21 protein-coding genes are annotated in these 18,070 nt (G+C 48.9%); 14 read left to right on the top strand and 7 right to left on the bottom strand.

Annotation, left to right across the window (positions count from 1 at the left end; translation table 11 throughout):
• Positions 1-10 precede the first annotated feature (10 nt).
• Complete coding sequence (locus tag EDM55_RS01095) at positions 11-607, bottom strand: DUF4269 domain-containing protein (RefSeq protein ID WP_122959430.1); 597 nt, start codon at positions 605-607, stop codon at positions 11-13.
• A 142-nt stretch (positions 608-749) separates the two neighbouring features.
• On the opposite strand from EDM55_RS01095, the gene EDM55_RS01090 reads away from it, so the two are divergent.
• The gene (locus tag EDM55_RS01090) at positions 750-1,235 is read left to right on the top strand and encodes a DUF456 domain-containing protein (RefSeq protein ID WP_122959429.1); all 486 of its coding nucleotides are present in this window, start codon (positions 750-752) and stop codon (positions 1,233-1,235) included.
• A 45-nt stretch (positions 1,236-1,280) separates the two neighbouring features.
• On the opposite strand, the gene lexA is transcribed toward EDM55_RS01090, so the two are convergent.
• On the bottom strand, positions 1,281-1,904 hold the full coding sequence (gene lexA, locus EDM55_RS01085; RefSeq protein WP_055747083.1) for a transcriptional repressor LexA: 624 nt from the start codon (positions 1,902-1,904) through the stop codon (positions 1,281-1,283).
• A gap of 159 nt (positions 1,905-2,063) precedes the next feature.
• On the opposite strand from lexA, the gene yneA reads away from it, so the two are divergent.
• The 4 genes from yneA to EDM55_RS01065 all read left to right on the top strand — a co-directional run bounded on the left by yneA (position 2,064) and on the right by EDM55_RS01065 (position 5,424).
• A complete protein-coding gene (yneA, locus tag EDM55_RS01080) occupies positions 2,064-2,414 on the top strand; it encodes a cell division suppressor protein YneA (RefSeq protein ID WP_092266770.1) in 351 nt (116 codons plus the stop codon).
• An 81-nt stretch (positions 2,415-2,495) separates the two neighbouring features.
• On the top strand, positions 2,496-2,693 hold the full coding sequence (locus EDM55_RS01075) for a DUF896 domain-containing protein (protein ID WP_092266771.1): 198 nt from the start codon (positions 2,496-2,498) through the stop codon (positions 2,691-2,693).
• An 85-nt stretch (positions 2,694-2,778) separates the two neighbouring features.
• Positions 2,779-3,144, top strand: a complete 366-nt coding sequence (gene crcB, locus EDM55_RS01070; RefSeq protein WP_122959428.1) for a fluoride efflux transporter CrcB — start codon at positions 2,779-2,781, stop codon at positions 3,142-3,144.
• A gap of 36 nt (positions 3,145-3,180) precedes the next feature.
• The gene (locus EDM55_RS01065) at positions 3,181-5,424 is read left to right on the top strand and encodes a HelD family protein (protein ID WP_122959427.1); all 2,244 of its coding nucleotides are present in this window, start codon (positions 3,181-3,183) and stop codon (positions 5,422-5,424) included.
• A gap of 62 nt (positions 5,425-5,486) precedes the next feature.
• Here EDM55_RS01065 and EDM55_RS01060 read toward each other — a convergent pair whose 3' ends face one another.
• The gene (locus tag EDM55_RS01060; RefSeq protein ID WP_092266774.1) at positions 5,487-5,789 is read right to left on the bottom strand and encodes a HesB/IscA family protein; all 303 of its coding nucleotides are present in this window, start codon (positions 5,787-5,789) and stop codon (positions 5,487-5,489) included.
• A 114-nt stretch (positions 5,790-5,903) separates the two neighbouring features.
• Between EDM55_RS01060 and ltaE the strand changes: the two genes are divergently transcribed.
• The gene (gene ltaE, locus EDM55_RS01055) at positions 5,904-6,947 is read left to right on the top strand and encodes a low-specificity L-threonine aldolase (RefSeq protein ID WP_122959426.1); all 1,044 of its coding nucleotides are present in this window, start codon (positions 5,904-5,906) and stop codon (positions 6,945-6,947) included.
• A gap of 112 nt (positions 6,948-7,059) precedes the next feature.
• A complete protein-coding gene (locus EDM55_RS01050; RefSeq protein ID WP_092266776.1) occupies positions 7,060-7,257 on the top strand; it encodes a hypothetical protein in 198 nt (65 codons plus the stop codon).
• A gap of 15 nt (positions 7,258-7,272) precedes the next feature.
• Here EDM55_RS01050 and EDM55_RS01045 read toward each other — a convergent pair whose 3' ends face one another.
• Positions 7,273-8,007 carry an alpha/beta hydrolase gene (locus EDM55_RS01045; RefSeq protein WP_122959425.1) on the bottom strand — a complete coding sequence of 245 codons (735 nt, stop codon included), beginning with the start codon at positions 8,005-8,007 and terminating at the stop codon, positions 7,273-7,275.
• Positions 8,008-8,336: 329 nt separating this feature from the next.
• Here EDM55_RS01045 and pdhA point away from each other — a divergent pair, with 329 nt between their 5' ends.
• From pdhA to EDM55_RS01020, 5 genes are all read left to right on the top strand, one after another.
• The gene (pdhA, locus tag EDM55_RS01040; protein ID WP_122959424.1) at positions 8,337-9,422 is read left to right on the top strand and encodes a pyruvate dehydrogenase (acetyl-transferring) E1 component subunit alpha; all 1,086 of its coding nucleotides are present in this window, start codon (positions 8,337-8,339) and stop codon (positions 9,420-9,422) included.
• Positions 9,423-9,425: 3 nt separating this feature from the next.
• Positions 9,426-10,406, top strand: coding sequence for an alpha-ketoacid dehydrogenase subunit beta (locus EDM55_RS01035; RefSeq protein ID WP_092266779.1), 981 nt, complete (start codon positions 9,426-9,428; stop codon positions 10,404-10,406).
• Between the two features lie 90 nt (positions 10,407-10,496).
• Positions 10,497-11,903: a dihydrolipoamide acetyltransferase family protein gene (locus EDM55_RS01030; protein ID WP_122959423.1), complete on the top strand. Its 1,407-nt coding sequence runs from the start codon at positions 10,497-10,499 to the stop codon at positions 11,901-11,903.
• Between the two features lie 6 nt (positions 11,904-11,909).
• Complete coding sequence (gene lpdA / locus EDM55_RS01025) at positions 11,910-13,319, top strand: dihydrolipoyl dehydrogenase (RefSeq protein ID WP_092266781.1); 1,410 nt, start codon at positions 11,910-11,912, stop codon at positions 13,317-13,319.
• Positions 13,320-13,451: 132 nt separating this feature from the next.
• On the top strand, positions 13,452-13,613 hold the full coding sequence (locus EDM55_RS01020; RefSeq protein ID WP_092266782.1) for an aspartyl-phosphate phosphatase Spo0E family protein: 162 nt from the start codon (positions 13,452-13,454) through the stop codon (positions 13,611-13,613).
• Here EDM55_RS01020 and EDM55_RS01015 read toward each other — a convergent pair.
• Both EDM55_RS01015 and EDM55_RS01010 read right to left on the bottom strand, forming a co-directional pair.
• On the bottom strand, positions 13,608-14,360 hold the full coding sequence (locus tag EDM55_RS01015) for a hypothetical protein (protein WP_122959422.1): 753 nt from the start codon (positions 14,358-14,360) through the stop codon (positions 13,608-13,610). The genes EDM55_RS01020 and EDM55_RS01015 overlap by 6 nt on opposite strands.
• Positions 14,361-14,636: 276 nt before the next feature.
• A complete protein-coding gene (locus tag EDM55_RS01010) occupies positions 14,637-14,786 on the bottom strand; it encodes a small acid-soluble spore protein P (RefSeq protein ID WP_092266784.1) in 150 nt (49 codons plus the stop codon).
• A 232-nt stretch (positions 14,787-15,018) separates the two neighbouring features.
• On the opposite strand from EDM55_RS01010, the gene EDM55_RS01005 reads away from it, so the two are divergent.
• A complete protein-coding gene (locus EDM55_RS01005; protein ID WP_122959421.1) occupies positions 15,019-15,876 on the top strand; it encodes a HEPN domain-containing protein in 858 nt (285 codons plus the stop codon).
• Positions 15,877-15,910: 34 nt separating this feature from the next.
• The gene (locus EDM55_RS01000) at positions 15,911-17,482 is read left to right on the top strand and encodes an ABC-F family ATP-binding cassette domain-containing protein (RefSeq protein WP_092266786.1); all 1,572 of its coding nucleotides are present in this window, start codon (positions 15,911-15,913) and stop codon (positions 17,480-17,482) included.
• 59 nt (positions 17,483-17,541) lie between these two features.
• Here EDM55_RS01000 and EDM55_RS00995 read toward each other — a convergent pair whose 3' ends face one another.
• Positions 17,542-18,063 (bottom strand): DUF6886 family protein, encoded by a 522-nt coding sequence (locus EDM55_RS00995; protein ID WP_122959420.1) that lies wholly within the window; start codon positions 18,061-18,063, stop codon positions 17,542-17,544.
• Positions 18,064-18,070: the final 7 nt, after the last annotated feature.

The raw sequence follows: 18,070 nt of genomic DNA, 5'->3' as shown, positions 1-18,070 counted from the left end.
GCTCACGCTTCTAGCGGATGAGATTGGCTTGTCGCTTTCTTGCCTTGCTGCCAAACATCCGGAACAGTTCTTCTTGAGAGTAAGGCTCTAATTGGAAGAGGGCTAGATAAGGATCAGCACCCGCAATCCCAAAGTAAAGGGCAAAGGCAGGCTCTGTCTTGATGCCTTGCTGCTTGAGCTTGCGAATCTCTTGATAAGCGTTTGGACAGCCCATTTCCAGGAGTCTCGCTTCAATAACCATGTGGCGATATGCATTTTGCTGTTCAACGGCAACTGATTGCGCAAAGATCTCAAAGAGAAAGCTTTCCGCAGAAAAACGGATAACGCTGGTAGGGACTTTGTTTACCAGGAGGCGAGTCTCCTGATATCCATCCCATTCTCCATAGAATGCCCGGACACTGGCATCAAACTGTTCGAGATCGTCGCTCGTACAAATAATATCGAGGTCGCTCTCCGCAATGTCGATGTCCAAGGGAATGGTGCCGGCAAGGACGGGATCGTAGACTTTCAGGTTCTCCATCACACGTGTTGAAGTGAGCGCATCCCAAGCAGCGCGTTGCTTTGATGTGCCTGTCTGTAAATAAGAAAGATCACGCCAATTTTTCATGAGTTGCCTCCATTTTGTATCCAGCTGCACATTTTGGGTAACGATCGTAGGGAAGGGCAGTTCTTTCATTGTAGTAGGGAGCGAAACAGAGTGCAACGGAAATGAAAATCACACGTATACCTTACAGAGAGGAGTGGGAGCTGTGGATATACTGTTATGGATTGTCGTAGTAGCCTTGTTTGTATTGAGCATTGCGGGGATCTTCCTGCCGGTTTTGCCTGATACGATTCTGCTGTGGGTAGGCTTTCTGCTCTATCACTTTTTTATTGCAGATCCAGGAGCAGGACTGCCTTCATCCTTCTGGTGGGGGATGGTTGCCCTCAGCGTGCTTTTATACGGAGCGGATCTTTTAACCAACATGTACTTCGTGAAAAAATACGGGGGCTCCAAATGGTCATCCGTAGCTGCTGTCGTGGGGATTCTAGCGGGGATCTTCCTGTTCCCTCCGTTCGGAATGATCATCTTGCCATTCGTTTTCGTCGTTCTCGTGGAGCTTCTTATCCAAAACCAAACACTGGAGAGAGCGGTCAAAGCGGGCTTTGGTTCGTTGATTGGTTTTTTGGGAAGTGCAGTAGTGAAAGTCGTTTTGCAAGTGGCGATGATCATCTGGTTTTTCATCGCGAGATAGCAACAGAAAAAGACAGCCGCGGCTGTCTTTTTTCTTTTTTGCGTATTAATGAATCAAGCGATAGACGCCGATGACTTTTCCCAAAATAGAGACAGCATCCAAAATGATTGGCTCCATCGTCGCGTTCTCTGGCTGGAGGCGGAAGTGATTCTTTTCTTTGAAGAAGCGTTTGACAGTAGCCTCATCTTCTTCTGTCATGGCGACTACGATATCCCCGTTGTTGGCGACGTGCTGTTGACGAACGATGACGTAATCGCCGTCGAGAATCCCTGCATCGATCATACTGTTTCCGGAAACGCGCAGCATGTACACCTTGTCCGATGTAACGATATTCTCAGGCAGCGGGAAGTACTCTTCCACGTCTTCAATTGCCGTAATGGGCTGTCCGGCAGTTACTTTCCCGATAACTGGGACACGAACAACGGAATCTTCAAAATCATCTTGAAAGCGATCTTCCTCAGACAGAAGCTCAATCGCGCGAGGCTTGGTAGGGTCGCGGCGGATGAGGCCTTTCTTCTCTAGGCGAGCTAAGTGTCCGTGGACAGTAGAGCTGGAGGCAAGACCAACTGCTTCACCGATTTCACGCACGGAAGGGGGATATCCTTTATCGCGCACTTCTTTACGGATGAAATCGATGATGGCTTGCTGTCGATTGGATAGTTTTGACATAGAAGACACCTCTTTTTTTCTCGAACATATTTTCCTATATTATACCATGGGATCTTGCGTTCGACAAACATAAGTTCGATTTTTTATTGACATGAACGTATGTTCCCATGTATGATGATAACAAGAAAACAGAACGTACGTTTGTAGGAGGGAATTATGATGTCTGTTATGACTGTACATAATCGATTTGCGAAAAAGGAAACGCGCCGAGCAAGGGTGGGTATTACGCGCGGACAGGCTATTATGTTTGTAGTGAGCTTCTCTCTCTTTTTTTACTTGTTGACCGAACTAGTGTTTGCTTCTGATGCGAATGCAGTCCTCCCTGTAAAGGAAGTAACCGTCCGTGAGGGAGACAGCCTGTGGAAGCTGGCGATTCGTTATCAGGAAGAGGCGCAGATGGAAGTAAATGAGCTGATCCTTGCGATCCAAGAGGTAAATGAACTGGAGAGTGTCATCATTTATCCTGGACAGACCTTGAAGATCCCCGTTACATCCGAGGAAGGATTGTGAAAGCTTGGTTGATCTGCTTGCGTAGTGTCCTTGTTATGGTATAATGGAGCGGCATTACTTACAGGTGGGGAGGAACCAGTAGTGGTATCTGACGCAGAAATCAAACGCATCAACGAATTGGTGAAAAAGTCCAAGGAAGTTGGGCTGACCGATGAGGAAAAACTCGAACAAAAAGCCCTTCGTCAAAAATACATCGATGCCGTAAAAATGTCGCTGCGTGCGAATTTGGACTCGATCCGTTATGTGGAAGACCTTGAAGAAAATGGACGAAAACAGTAAGATAACATGTATTGATAGCACAGACATCCTCGCTTGAAGCTGGGGTGTCTTTTTATTCCGAATTGAGTTAAAGGAGAGCGGAAAAATGACGTGGCTGGCAGTAGCGATTGGAGGAGCTGTTGGTTCAGTTATGCGTTATGGACTATCGCTATTGGCGAATCTACCAGGATGGCCGCTGGGGACATGGCTTGCGAACATACTTGGATCTTGCCTGATCGGAATCCTCTCTGTTTGGGGGAAAGAAAAAGGAGTCCTTTCTCCGGAGCTCTATTTGTTGTTCACAACAGGTGTGATGGGCGGATTTACGACCTTTTCTACTTTTTCTCTGGAAGTCGTTACTTTCTGGGGAGAAGGACAAGTGATTCGTGGAATCCTTTATGTATTGCTAAGTGTTGGAGTCGGATTATTATCCTGTTTTGCAGGGATTTGGCTAGCTCGACAGTGGACGTAACGCTTTTGGATGAGTCGAATGAGAGGGGGGATGGGTATGAGTACCCAGCACCGGGAATATGAACAGGAACAAAAGAAGTTGGATGATACCATCGCGATAATTGACAGTGAAATCACACAATTACGCGAGGACATTCGCGAAGCAACGGATGATTATGTCAAACAGGTTGTCAATTCAAAGAAAGCCAAAGAATTGCGCTACCTGGAAGACCACGGACGTGAAAAGCCTTATTTCGGGCGTGTTGATTTCATGAAGGATGAAGTATACGAGCTGGACCAGGTCTATATCGGCAAACGGGGGATCGTCCGTGGTGACACCTTTGATTCTGTCGTCGTTGACTGGAGGGCACCGATTGCGAGTCTTTATTATTCCGGTGAGAGCAAGGAAGCCTTTTACCGGATGGGTCGTGAGATTGTGCGGGGAGAAGTCACTTTGAAGCGCAATTTTGCGATGGAAGACGGCAAAATTACCGGTATTTACGATGGGGCTGTCAAAGAAACCATTCATCGAGAAATGGGAGACCCGGATGACTTCCTGCAAGAGGGATTCATCGATGAGTTTTTGGCAGCGAATCTCAATCAGGCAAACGACAGTCGTCTGAAAGATATCGTCGCGACGATTCAATCAGAACAAAATGACATTATCCGGGCAGAAAAAGAACGTCCAATAGTCGTGCAAGGGGTCGCCGGTAGTGGGAAGACAACGATTGCTTTACATAGACTTTCTTATCTGATTTACAATTATCAGGACACGATGCTTTCGAAAAAATTCATGGTGTTCGCTCCGAACCGGATGTTCCTAACCTATATATCCGACGTCCTCCCAGAGCTCGGAGTTGATGATGTCCAGCAATCGACATTCGTTGACTGGGCTGCACGACTTGTCAAACCGCTTCTCCCGAAAGGCTGGAGAATTACTAGCCCGGATAAACCACTACAGCTGTTCTTTGAGGATGGTCAGGATGAGCGCGAACAGGAGCTTGCCCGAAATCGTCTGCGCTTTAAAGGCTCGCTTGCATGTAGGGATGCACTAGAACAATACATTCGCTTCGTGATTGAAACGAGGATTCCCTTTAAGAAGCTAAGCTTCCAGTATAACAAGACCAAACAGGTCTTTACGATTAGCGGGGAGTTCATCCGCCAAACCTTCCTCGAGCAATTTGCCAATCTGCCGTATCAGCGCCGGCTCGATGCATTGCGCAAGCATCTGAAGCAGGAGATGAACAAGCAGATGTTCGCCCACCTCCGCGAGCTGAAAATAGATCTAGATAAACAGGGTCTTGCGAAGTTCGAAAAAATGCTGGAGCAGATTTTGGAAACGTACATGACTTCTTTTCCTCAGCTCGATGTCTTCGCGTCGTACAAGGAGATGGTTACGGATGAAAGTCTTCTTCGGAAGCTGGTAACGGCTGAGGTAGATGACCAAGTTTTGCAGGATGTCTGCCAATCCTCTCGCAATCTGTTCGCCGATGAACGGCTGGAGGCGGAGGATATTGCTCCGTTGCTGTATTTGCAGCACATTGTTGAGGGAATGAACAAGGCTGAGCATTTCGATCACACCGTCATCGACGAAGCACAGGACCTGAGTGCGTTGGAGATTGCCGTTGTGTCTTTGGCTACCAAAAATCAATCCCTCACGATCGTGGGAGATATAGCCCAAGGGATCCATTCCTATCGCGGTATTCACGCGTGGGAGGAGCTTACCCAAGGAATTTTTCAAAAGCTTCGCCCTTCCTACTACACGCTGTCGCAAAGCTATCGCTCCACGATCGAGATCATGAAGTGCGCAAACGAGGTGCTGCGCCAAATTGACCTGCCAGAGACTGTACTCGCAAAACCGGTACTACGGCATGGAGACAAACCGATAATGGTAAGTCCAGCCACGAGAGAAAAGCTGTGGGAGGATGTTGCCAAACGAGTAGCCGAATACCGCGCCCAAGGCTTTCAAACCATTGCCATCGTGACGAAAACGATCGGAGCCAGCAAAAAGGCGCAGAAAGGCTTGCAGGGCAAAATCGAGGATATGACGCTGCTGAGCAGTAAAGATAATCAGTTTCCCGGTGGTGTCACTGTCATGCCGGCTTATTTGACAAAGGGCTTGCAGTTTGATGTGGTTATCCTGTTGGACGTGGATCAATATATGAACTCGGAATGGGATGCCAAGCTGTTGTACGTAGCGATGACCCGCCCTGTTCACCGACTGGTTATGACCCACGTCGAGGGCAGTGTGCCACCGCTTTTGTGTGAGATGCCCGCAGCGTTATACGATCGGGCAGAATAAGTGCAAATAAAAAATCCCCCTGCAATGTCTGTAGGGGGATTGCTGTCTTGAAGTCGTGTCGATTAGTGATCGCCCGTGTTTCCTTTAGAAGGGTTCGTGATCACAAAGCCTTCTTGTGGCAGGTACAGGTAGTCCAAAATGATTCCGTCCAAGAGGGGCTCGTCTTTTTTCACGATGACATCGATTTCTTTGTCCGTTTCGATTACTTCGTCTTCTTCCGTCGGCTTGTCCAGCGCGAGACCGTAATGCGCATGGTCACCATGTGCGTGTGTGATATAGACGCGAAGCTTCAGATCCTTGTCTTCCTCTTGGTCGATGATGGTTTTTAATTGTTTCGCTGCATTGCGCGTAATTTTCACTTTCATCGGGCAGGACTCCTAACCTTTTATGTATGTTTCCATTCCATATTAGCAAAGAGGGAATTCCCTATGCAATGTTGAAAGTTCAGTGAACAAGGAAAGCAAAAGGGGAGAGAAAACATGAAAAAGATTGATTTGCGAAGTGACACTATAACGAAACCGACCGAAGCCATGATTCGAGCGATGGCGGAAGCGGAAGTGGGAGACGATGTATACCGGGAAGATCCAACCGTCAATCGCCTGGAGGAAATCGCAGCGGAGCGGTTGGGGAAAGAAGCAGCGCTGTTTGTCACAAGCGGCACCCAAGGCAACCAGGTAGCTGTTTTGACACACTGCGTAAATGGAGACGAAGTGATCGTCGAAGCCGAATCTCATATTTTTTATTACGAAGGCGGCGCGATGTCCGCACTAGCGGGTGTCCAGACCCGGACAGTACCAGGAGTGCGTGGTGCCCTGCGAGGCGAGGATGTCGAGAAAGCGATTCGTTCGACTACGAATATTCATTTTCCCCGTACAAAGCTGATTTGTCTGGAGAATACCCATAATCGCGCTGGCGGAGCGGTTGTGACCCCTGAACAAATGCAGAGCGTGTACGAAGTGGCACAAAAGCATGGAATACCAGTACATTTGGACGGGGCACGTCTTTTCAATGCGGCAGTTGCACTCGGTGTAGACGTTCAGGAATTTAGCCGGTATACCGACACGGTACAAATTTGCTTGTCCAAGGGGCTTAGCGCGCCAGTGGGTTCCATCATTGCCGGGGATCGGGCCTTTATCGAAGAAGCGAGATGGTGGAGAAAGAAATTGGGCGGGGGGCTGCGTCAAGTCGGTTATTTGGCTGCACCTGGTATCCTCGCTTTAACGGAAATGACGGATCGTTTAGTCGAAGACCACGACCGCGCCAAACAGCTCGCGGAAGGATTCAGCAAGCTCTCTTTGGAAGTCGCTCCCGTCGATACGAACATCGTCCTGGTCAAAACCGACTCGATCCGCGTCCCTGCTGTTGAATTCCTCAAGCTGCTCAGCGACAGAGGGGTGTACGCCGTTGACTTTGATGAATACATGATCCGGTTTACGACGCACCGCCATATCACGGAGAATGATATCCAGTATGTGTTAGAAGTCGTGGAATCTTTGATCGCTGGTGTATCTACAGCGCAATAGCAAAAGCGGGGCAGCTCCGATCTGACCATTTGGTGAGGTTGGGGCTGTTTTGTTGTGTAAATCCGCTTAACCAAAGCAATACTATAGCTAACCAACATAGGGGAAAAGAGGGATGGACATGATATCGGCCAAAGATCGAGGACGAATTCAGGCGCAGATGCAGCGCGACGAAAGCAAGATCGTCAATATCGTATTAAGCGATGCCCAGCAGGTGGCGGGAGAAATCGAAAAAGCCACCCACGAGGGCATTTTCATGGTGGATGGCCGTTATTACGGTTATGACAGTATAAAAGAAATCAACGGGCTGTAAAGAGAAACAACCATACTAGAGTCTGGGGGCAGGGAAGAAGTGGCGAAGACTGTCTGGCAGCTCCTTTTGCCACAGCCCCCAGACATGATTACCGGGCTTTTCCCGGTAGGACAGCTCTGCATGCTTGGACTCCAGGATTTGCTTGGCTTCCCGGTTCCATTGAACAAAGTCGAAGGTGCCCATATGCGTTTCTACAGCGAGCTCATCCAAGCCCACCACCATCCATATTCGCAGCCAGGACAGGCTGGGTGCATTTTGGAGCTGATCCAGGGTTGGCTGGAAGAAGGCACCGGATAAAGCCAGTACCCGCGTAAATACTTCAGGGTGGTCCAAAGCGAGATGGAGAGAAACCGTGCCGCCTAAAGAGTCGCCGGCCAATATGCGTGAGGCGGGATCACGACGAACAGGATAACGCTCTTCGATAAAAGGAACGAGTTCCTCTGTGAAAAATCGTTTGTACGCAGCGTTGCGCGAGCCCACCGGCGAGTATTCGCTGGTACGCTTGCTTCGCTCGACGGAGACGCCTACGATCAGGAAGGGCTCGATGCCTTCCTCCAGGATTAACTGGTTTGCGATCGTCGCGATCCGCCCCATCGTAAAGAAGTCATTTCCATCCTGGCAATACACAACCGGATAGGAAAGCAGCTCATTATAGCCGGGCGGCAGATAGACTTTCACAGAGCGTGGAGTGTCCACATGGATGCTGGGCACTTCTTCTTTTATGATCGTTCGCTTAACATATTCGGACATGAATTCCACCACCAAAATTTACTTTTTCAAAAAGAAAGTCCTTGAAATAAACTGATACAGCTACTATAGTAAATGATAACAGAACGGAAATAAACCCTGTAATATCAATACTATAACACATTGAACAGACATTTTGTCTGCAGTATAACAGGGTGTGCAGGAATATCTGGAAACGGATTTTCTGCATGTTCCAGCTGTTCTTTTCCTTTTCTTACAGGGTATCCACCGGCAGGATCCATGATTCTTGACTGAACGGACAGTCGACCTATCAGTCTAGTCCAGGAAAACCTAGCCAAGGAGCCTTTAATTCCAGTGACGAGGTGAATGAGATGAGCGTAACCACTGCTGTTGAACAAACAGAGAACAACGCCCCGCTGCAAATTCTTGCTCCGGACGGAACGGTTGTTCGTCCTGACTTGATGCCTAATCTCTCTGATGATGAATTGCGTGAACTGATGCGTAAAATGGTATTTACCCGTGTATGGGACCAACGTGCAATCAGCTTGAACCGCCAAGGCCGTTTGGGCTTCTATGCACCAGTAGCAGGACAAGAAGCGAGCATGATCGGTTCTGAAGCTGCACTGTCAAAAGAAGATTTCATCCTGCCAAGCTACCGCGATATTCCGCAAATGGTATGGCATGGTTACCCAATGCACAATGCGTTCCTGTATTCTCGTGGACATATTGAAGGCGGACGGATTCCTGAGGGTGTAAACGTTCTTATGCCACAAATCATCATCGCTGCACAATGTACGCAAGCAACGGGTGTTGCTATGGGTTACAAGCTGCGTGGTGAAAAACGTGTAGCGATCAACTACTTTGGTGACGGTGCGACTTCCCAAGGTGACTTCTACGAAGGGATGAACTACGCAGGGGTTTACAAACTGCCCGTTATCTTCTTCTCGCAAAACAACGGCTATGCGATCTCCCTGCCGTTCGAAAAACAAACAGCTTCCGAAAACATCGCTGTCAAAGCGGTTGCAGCAGGTATCGCAAGCGAGCGCATTGATGGTATGGACATCATGGCTGTCTACTACGCAGTTCAAAAAGGAAAAGAGCGCGGCGTAAATGGCGAAGGCGCTACCTTGATCGAAGCACTGACTTACCGTTATGGTCCACACACCATGGCTGGTGACGACCCAACTCGTTACCGTACAGGCGAAGAGCAAAGCGAGTGGGAGCTGCGCGATCCTTTGATCCGTTTCCGCAAGTTCCTCGAAGCAAAAGGCCTGTGGAACGAAAAAGATGAAGAAGCAGTTATTGAAGAAGCGAAAAAAGCAGTTGCAGATGCGATCAAAAAAGCGGACGAAACTCCGAAAATGAAAGTATCTGAGCTGATCGATGTAATGTTCGAGACACTGCCACCAGCATTGGAAGAGCAAAAGGCAGAATACCTGGCAAAGGAGTCGAAATAAGCCATGGCACAAATGACAATGGTTCAAGCCATTACGGACGCGATGCGCGTTGAGTTGAAACGCGACGAGACCGTACTTGTCTTCGGGGAAGACGTAGGGAAAAACGGCGGGGTATTCCGTGCGACAGAAGGGTTGCAATCTGAGTTTGGCGAGCAGCGCGTATTTGACACTCCTTTGGCTGAGTCCGGTATCGGTGGACTGGCTGTAGGCTTGTCCATCAACGGTTTCCGTCCAGTAGCGGAAATCCAGTTCTTTGGATTCGTATTTGAAACCTTCGATGCGATTGCTTCCCAAGCGACTCGTATGCGTTACCGTTCTGGTGGACGCTTCCACAGTCCAGTGACTTTCCGCTCCCCATTTGGTGGCGGCGTAAAAACTCCTGAGCTGCATGCGGACTCTCTGGAAGGCTTGATGCTGCAAACGCCGGGTCTGAAAGTGGTTATCCCTTCCAACCCTTACGATGCAAAGGGTCTGTTGATCTCCGCGATCCGCGACAACGATCCAGTTGTTTTCCTGGAGCACATGAAGCTGTATCGTTCCTTCCGTCAAGAAGTTCCAGAAGGCGATTACAGCATTCCGCTGGGTAAAGCGAATGTAGTAAAAGAAGGAACAGACGCAACCATCATCACTTATGGTGCAATGGTGCACACCAGCTTGAAAGCTGCAGAAGAAATCGAAAAAGCTCGTGGAGCAAAGGTAGAAGTAATCGACCTGCGCACCATCAGCCCACTCGATATCGACACCATCGTGGAATCTGTGAAGAAAACCAACCGTGCAATCGTTGTGCAGGAAGCGCAAAAAACTTCCGGCGTAGCAGCGGAAATCATCACGCAAATCAACGAACGTGCGATTTTGCACCTCGAAGCTCCCGTTCTGCGTATCACTGCACCGGATACCGTTTATCCGTTCGCACAAGCAGAAGACGTATGGCTTCCAGATGTAAAACGCGTTGTGGATGGTTTGACACAAGTGCTGGATTTCTAATTAACCAAACATAATCGGCGGAAAGATGTGAGCTTTCCGCCTTCTTTTGGCAGAGACAATATGGCGAAGAGTTTATAAGGAGGAGATATCGTGAGTCGTTTTACATTCAGACTCCCGGAGCTCGGCGAGGGCATCCATGAAGGCGAAATCGTCAAATGGCACGTACAACCGGGAGATTCCGTAGAAGAAGACCAAGTCATTATGGAAGTGCAAAATGACAAGGCGGTTGTAGAAGTACCATCGCCTGTTAAAGGGAAAGTCCTCGAACTGAAAGTAACAGAGGGTACTGTTTCCGTAGTAGGTGACCCGCTGATTGACTTTGAAGTGGAAGGCGAAATTCCTAACCTGCCAGACCACGGTCATGGCGAGGCTCCTGCAGCTGAAGCTCCAGCAGCACCAGCAGCTGCTGAGAAGATGGAACCAGGCTGCGATATCGGCTCTCAAGTGAGTGCGAATGCGAACCAAGCATTGGAAACGCCAATGGCTCAAGCAACTGCGACAGCTGTAGCAGCTCCAATCGATCGCAAGCATGTTCTCGCAACTCCATCCGTACGTAAATACGCTCGTGAAAAAGGCGTGCAACTGGCAAATGTACCTGGAACAGGCAAACTGGGACGAATTACTCGCGAAGACGTAGATCGTTTCGCAGCAGGCGGAGTGGCACCAGCAGCATCTGCAGTAGCTGCAGCACCAGCTGAAGCGGCGGCAGTAGCACCAGAAGCTGCAGCAGCACCAACTGGCGTGGCTCAAGCATCGGCAGCTCCAACTGTTCACTACACGCCATCGGCGGCTGGTGAATTGGAAGAGCGCGTACCACTCAAAGGCATGCGCAAAGCGATCGCAAAAGCTATGGTGAAATCTGCTTACACGGCTCCACATGTAACCATCTTTGATGAAGTGGATGTAACTGCACTCGTGGCTATGCGCAAAGACGCAAAACCATTGGCAGAAGAGCGTGGCGTGAAGCTGACTTACCTGCCGATGATCGTAAAAGCGGTAGTAGCTGGGCTGAAAAAGTTCCCAGAACTGAACGCATCCATCGATGATGAAAAACAAGAGGTTATCTATAAAAAATACTACAACATCGGTATCGCTACTTCGACAGAAGACGGCCTGCTGGTGCCTGTAGTGAAAGCTGCAGACAGCAAATCCATCTTCCAAATCGCTGGTGAAATCGGCGAACTGGCGAAGAAAGCTCGTGATCGCAAAGCGACTGCTGATGAGCTGAAAGGTTCTACTTTCAGCATCACAAACATCGGATCTGCTGGCGGTATGTTCTTTACCCCAATCATCAACCACCCAGAAGTGGCGATCTTGGGCGTAGGACGCATCAGTGAAAAACCGATCGTGAAAAACGGAGAAATCGTGGTTGGCCAAATGCTGCATCTGTCTCTCAGCTTTGACCACCGCTTGGTTGATGGCGAACCGGCTCAACGTTTCGTCAACTACGTGAAGCAGCTCTTGGAAAACCCAACGCTGCTCGTCATGGAGGGGTAATCAACAATGGTAGTAGGTGAATTTACTACAGAAGTAGACGTGCTTGTAATCGGTGCAGGTCCAGGCGGGTACGTGGCGGCTATTCGTGCCGCCCAGCTAGGCAAAACCGTTGCTGTTGTGGAAAAAGCGGATCTGGGTGGCGTATGTCTGAACGTAGGCTGCATCCCGTCCAAAGCGATGATCCACGCTGCACATACTTATGAGCATGCTCAACATACCGAGTCCATGGGGATCACCATGGAAAACGTGAAAGTCGACTTTGCCAAAGTGCAAGAGTGGAAAAGCGGCGTTGTGAAGCAATTGACAGGTGGCGTAGGCTCCCTGTTCAAAGGTCACAAAATCCAGGTAATTCCAGGTGAAGCCCTGTTCGTAAGCGAAAACGAAGTTCGTGTCTTCCATGGCTACGATGTAAACCGTTACCGCTTTGAGCATTGCATCATCGCGACAGGTTCCCGTCCGATCGAGCTGCCAGCGTTCCCATTTGGCAAACGCGTTCTGTCCTCGACTGAAGCCCTCAGCTTGACTGAGCTGCCGAAGAGCATGGTTGTCATCGGTGGAGGATACATCGGAATCGAGCTGGGTACCGTGTTTGCCAAGTTCGGAACGAAAGTAACCATCCTGGAAGGTGCCGATCAAATCCTGCCAGGCTTTGAGCCAGATATGCCTCGTTTGGTGGAACGCAAGCTGAAAAAGCTGGACGTAACCATCCATACAAAAGCACTGGCACAAGGCATGGAAGAAACTGAAAACGGTGTGATTGTTACCGCTGAAGTGAAAGGCGAACAAAAACAAATCGAGGCAGAATACATCCTCGTCACAGTGGGTCGCCGTCCAAATACAGACGAACTGGGTGTACGTGACATCGGCATGAACCTGACTGACCGTGGCTTGATCGTGGTAGACAAACAAGGCCGCACCAACATTCCAAACGTATATGCGATTGGTGACATCGTAGCAGGTCCTGCACTGGCTCACAAAGCTTCTTATGAAGGGAAAGTGGCAGCGGAAGCAATCGCTGGACACCCGTCTGAAGTAGACTACAAGGCCATTCCTGCCGTTGTTTTCTGCGACCCTGAAATTGCAAGCGTAGGAATCAATGAAAAGGAAGCGAAAGAAAAAGGAATCGACTACATCGTGGGCCGTTTCCCATTCGCAGCAAACGGTCGTGCGCTGTCCATGAATGCCGGAGAAGGCTATGTGAAGCTGATCGGTGAAAAAGGAACCAACCTTGTGTTGGGAGCGCAAATCGTGGGTGCTGAAGCATCCAACATCATCGCAGAGATCGGATTGGCAATTGAAATGGGAGCGACTCTCGAGGATATCGAGCTGACAATCCATGCCCATCCAACTTTGGGTGAAGTAACGATGGAAGCGGCTGAACTGGCATTGGGTCATCCGATTCATGTCATGAAGTAATCATCCTTTTGAAAAGATCAAAGCCTTGCACATGTAGCGTGCAAGGCTTTTTTCTTCCACATCTTACCCTTTCCACCGATTCTTATATAATGTAAAATAGTGGGAGACTTAAGTTGGGTGGGGGTCGGCAGCATGGAAGCTACGAATCGGATGATTGATGACTTGCGCCGCAAACTGGAGCGTGCAGCAAAAGATGCAGGCTACAATTTTCTTGACCCTGAAATTGTCAGGATAAGTCAACAATTAGACAAACTAATTGTCGCTCATATGCTACATGAAAAACGCCCTTCATAGGGCGTTTTTTGTGGAAGCGGTTGGTGGCGAAAACGAATACAGCAAGTGTGCATTTTTCCCCTTTTTAGTCAGTAGGGGTTCAGCAAAATAATAATAGCTTGGATACAGGATTAGCTGCTGTACCTCAGCTGGTGGACAGTCGATCGGACAGTAGAGGCAATGCTCGGCTTCCTCATAGCGGAGCGCAGGAAAAATGGATTGCAGCAGTTCAATAGCAGTTGCTGCGTTCTCTAAAGCGAGATGGATTCTCTCTGCTTCTTTGACGAAGAGGGGGGCGATGGTCTCCCAGTTTGCTTCAAAGGAGAGCTGCCAGTAGGAAGAAACAAACAGACTGAAACGTCCCTTCACATAGTCAGAATCGTCGAGCAGATCATCGGCTACCTGTGGACGAATATGATGCTGATTCCACTCCTCCAGAGCGGGAGAAAGACTGCGCACAAACTGATCGGTAGGAAGTGTCACGAAATACTCGTACTGATCATTGACGGCCATGACGCCTTTCGTTTGAAAAGGATCAAAGCTGTCCGGAATCCCGTAGCGAAAAAGAGGAAGTAAATACTCCCAATCTTTCATCAAGCGTGCTATTTGAATGTGGGATATTTTTTCTGTACACCAATCTGCCAATCGCTCGGGAGGATTCAGCTGTGCAAGAGTGTGCAGACTGGCTGCAAGCTCGTATAACGGTGAGACGCTGTAGCTGAATGTGTGCGAGAGTGGGCTTGCAATCGGAAGCGGAATCTTGATCATCTTGATACCTCCAACAAGGATACTGCCTTCATCATAGTCCATACTTGTGGGACAATTCAATCTTTTTGGTGTAAAATATAGGAAAAAGGTACTACCCGACTCCGGATGGGCAGTCGGGTAGTTTTTATTAACGTGTAGGAATTTATAAGCGTTCACGTTTATGAATTCCGGAGCGCATGGCGAAGTGCCTCAGCGTCCGCTTCGGGCATTACTTCGGTAAAACTTTCCGCTAAAACGCGGTCGCTCCTCATTGAAAAGGCCTCGATAGAAGTTTTCTTAACCTTCTCTTGTTTTAATAGCGCGGCTGTGGTTTTCCTGCTTCACTTTCTTCGAGCCCGGCATCGGTTCACCCGTCTGCTCAATTCCTCTCGCTTCATTATTATACGTTTGATGTGGGTTCTCATCTAAAATATGGTCTTTTTCCATAATATCAGCTCCTTCGCTATGTATCTTTTTGTAGTTTGTCGCAATCGAAGGATGACGAACCATAGGAATAACTGGTATTCTAGAAAGAAGCATGTCCACGAGCAAAGGTTGCTTCGATTGGCAATAAAACAAGGTTGGCACAAGAGTAAATGTCACACATAATATTTATTATGTAAACAAAATGAAACAAGCATAATTTAGGTTGGCTACGCAATCGAAAAGGAGAGAATCTATGCCACGTCTGATAGCACCTGTGTTTAATTCGACTACGCCGCAATCTGTCCGGATTGATATGCCAAACTCCTTTACGCTTATTTCAGGTGCAGAAAAGCCGTATCAGGTAGCCTCTCGTTATTTGCGCAACGAAATGGATGAGAACAGGCGCATGTTCGACAAGCGTGTGGATATGTCCAGTCTGTTTCTCGTTGGCGATTACCCTGAAATGAGATTATCGGATGACCGTGACTGGATCGAAGAAATCGAGAACAAGCTGAACCTCGCCACGACCAGTGGAACCTGTTCGATCCCCTATGTCATTACGGCACAAGCAAACCTGTATGGAATTACGTATCTGAAGCGCTCGTTAGACGGCGGCAAATACATGTTTGACGAGGATGCGCAACGCATCTTCCTTGCCCTATTGGAGCGAAACCTGCCCACGTTGGCATTTCGGAGATATTCTCTTTCCCTGGAGAAGAAAAGCTACGAGGACCAGCTGCTTGATCTGTGGATTGGCCTCGAGTCGCTTTTTGTTCCAGATGGGAAAAAAGGAGAAATCACCTATAAGCTGCGTCTGCGTATGGCTTATTATTTTGGCGAAACGTTGAAACAGCGGGAAAAGATTGCACAGTTGATCAAAAAATCGTACAATCATCGCTCAGAGATCGTTCACAGCGGGAAAGTCTTTGGAAACTCGCTGGAAGAGGAAGTAGGAATCCTTCGCCTTATGGCGCGTGCGGCGATATTGAACGTAGCGATGGAAGGAATCACCCTTCAGGATTTACGTGTGCGTCTGGACCAGTTAATTTTGACAGGCGATAGTTATTATGCCCACTATCAGCCGTCATTTTTTGAAAGAGTATCTTTGTAAACCTTGCAGAGGAATCAGAATCAGGAGGAAGAACATGAGCGTTTTGATTGTTGAGAATTTGTCCCATGGTTTTGGGGATCGCATTTTGTTTCGGGATGTATCCTTCCGTTTGCAGCCAGGGGATCACGTAGGGCTCGTAGGAGCAAATGGGACCGGTAAATCCACCATGATGGGGATTTTGACGGGACAAAATATGCCGGACAACGGTCGGATTGAATGGATGCCAAAGATCCAGTACGGATATTTGGATCAACATACGAAGCTGGAAGCAGGCAAAACGATCCGTGACATTCTGAAGGACGCTTTTCTGCCGTTGTTGGAGCAGGAAGCAGAACTGATGGTCATCGGTGAAAAGATGGCAGAGGCCTCCCCAGAGGAGCTCGAGGAACTGTTGGAGCGCATGGGCGAGATTCAGGATAAGCTGGAAACCAGCGGCTTTTATTTGATCGATGCCAAAGTAGAGGAAATCGCAAATGCATTGGGACTAAGTGCGATTGGTCTGGAGCGCGACGTTGCTTCCCTGTCAGGGGGACAACGGACAAAAGTATTGCTGGCAAAGCTGCTTTTGGAACAGCCGACTGTCCTTTTGCTGGATGAGCCGACCAACTACCTGGACGAAGAGCACATCGTTTGGCTGAAAAACTACTTGAAGGAATACCCGTACGCTTTCATGCTGATTTCCCATGATACTTCCTTCATGAACGAAGTCGTCAACGTCATTTACCACTTGGAATTTACCAAGCTGAACCGATATACCGGTAACTATGAGTCCTTCCTGGCTCAATCGGAAACGAAGCGCAGTCAGCACTTCGATGCGTTTGAAAAACAACAGGAAGAAATCGCGAAAATGGAAGACTTTATCGCTCGCAACAAAGCACGTGCGTCTACAACGGGACGAGCGAAAAGCCGGCAAAAGCAGCTGGATAGAATGGATCGCATCGACAAGCCAGAAACAGCGGCGAAACCGTCCTTTATTTTCAAAGAATCCCGTGCTAGCAGCCGTTTCGTCGTGGAAGCGGAGAATCTGGAAATCGGTTATTCTCATCCGCTTCTGCCAAAGCTGAGCGTCTCGCTGGAACGCGGGGAAAAAGTGGCGATCGTGGGAATGAACGGCGTCGGGAAATCGACCCTGCTGAAGACCTTGCTCGGCGTAATCAAGCCGCTTAACGGCAAGCTGGATCGCGGTGATTTCCTCCATCCTGCTTACTTTGAGCAAGAGGTAAAAGCCAAGCCAGTGACGGCTCTCGAAGAAGTGTGGAACGAGTTTCCATCGATGAACAATCACGAGGTGCGCGGAGCTTTGGCACGCTGTGGCTTGAAAAACGAGCATATCAACCGCAACATGAATGCACTCTCTGGTGGAGAGCAGGCAAAAGTGCGTCTTTGCAAGCTGCTCCAGCGCGAGAGCAACTGGCTTGTATTTGACGAGCCGACCAACCACTTGGACGTAGTGGCGAAGGAAGAGCTCAAGCGTGCACTCAAAGAGTTCAAAGGTACCGTTCTGCTCGTTTGCCACGAACCTGAATTCTATGAAGATTGGGTTACTCAGGTCTGGGATGTAGAAAAATGGAGTTTGGAACAAGCTAAGACACCGATCAAACTGTAAAAGAAACAAAGAAAACAGGCAGCCCACGGTTCAGTGGAGCTGCCTGTTTTCGTGTGCGGTTATTGCCGCGCATTGCGCATACGGATCATGGAGAATTGCAATGTGCGAGGAAGTAGGAATTCCCGAAGTGAAGTGAGCGACGGTGTCAATCTCAGCTCTACGTTTGCTTCACAAAGCCTGGAAAAGAGGTCGCCCATCGGCGCTACTTTCAACGGATAGACAGCCGAGACCCCCGAGTGAGTTCGGTAGTATCCCGCGCCAGTATCCCAGCAGGAAAAGGATTCAGCAGCAAACGTATAACGATAAAGAACCGTGTTCCTGATAGCGGTATACCAGCCGCTTTCGACCGCTATGACCATCTCGGCATGAGTCTGATCAAGGAAATAGGCTTTGTCCTCGGTGCTTGTATCCTCCTTCAACCGAAAGGCAATCCGTGGGCAATCACGGGGAAGGTAGTACATTGGCGCATGCGCTTCATCGATTGCCCAGACAGCAGGAGGAAGGCTAGGGTGAGAAGGATGGAGCCGCGGAACAAACGCTTGAATGTTTGGGTCCTCACTGAAATGATAAAGCAAGCTCATGGGACAA

It is taken from the genome of Brevibacillus centrosporus (genome assembly GCF_003710815.1).
In the GTDB taxonomy this organism is placed as follows: Bacteria; Bacillota; Bacilli; order Brevibacillales; family Brevibacillaceae; genus Brevibacillus; species Brevibacillus centrosporus.
This window is presented reverse-complemented; position numbering and strand designations above follow the sequence as displayed.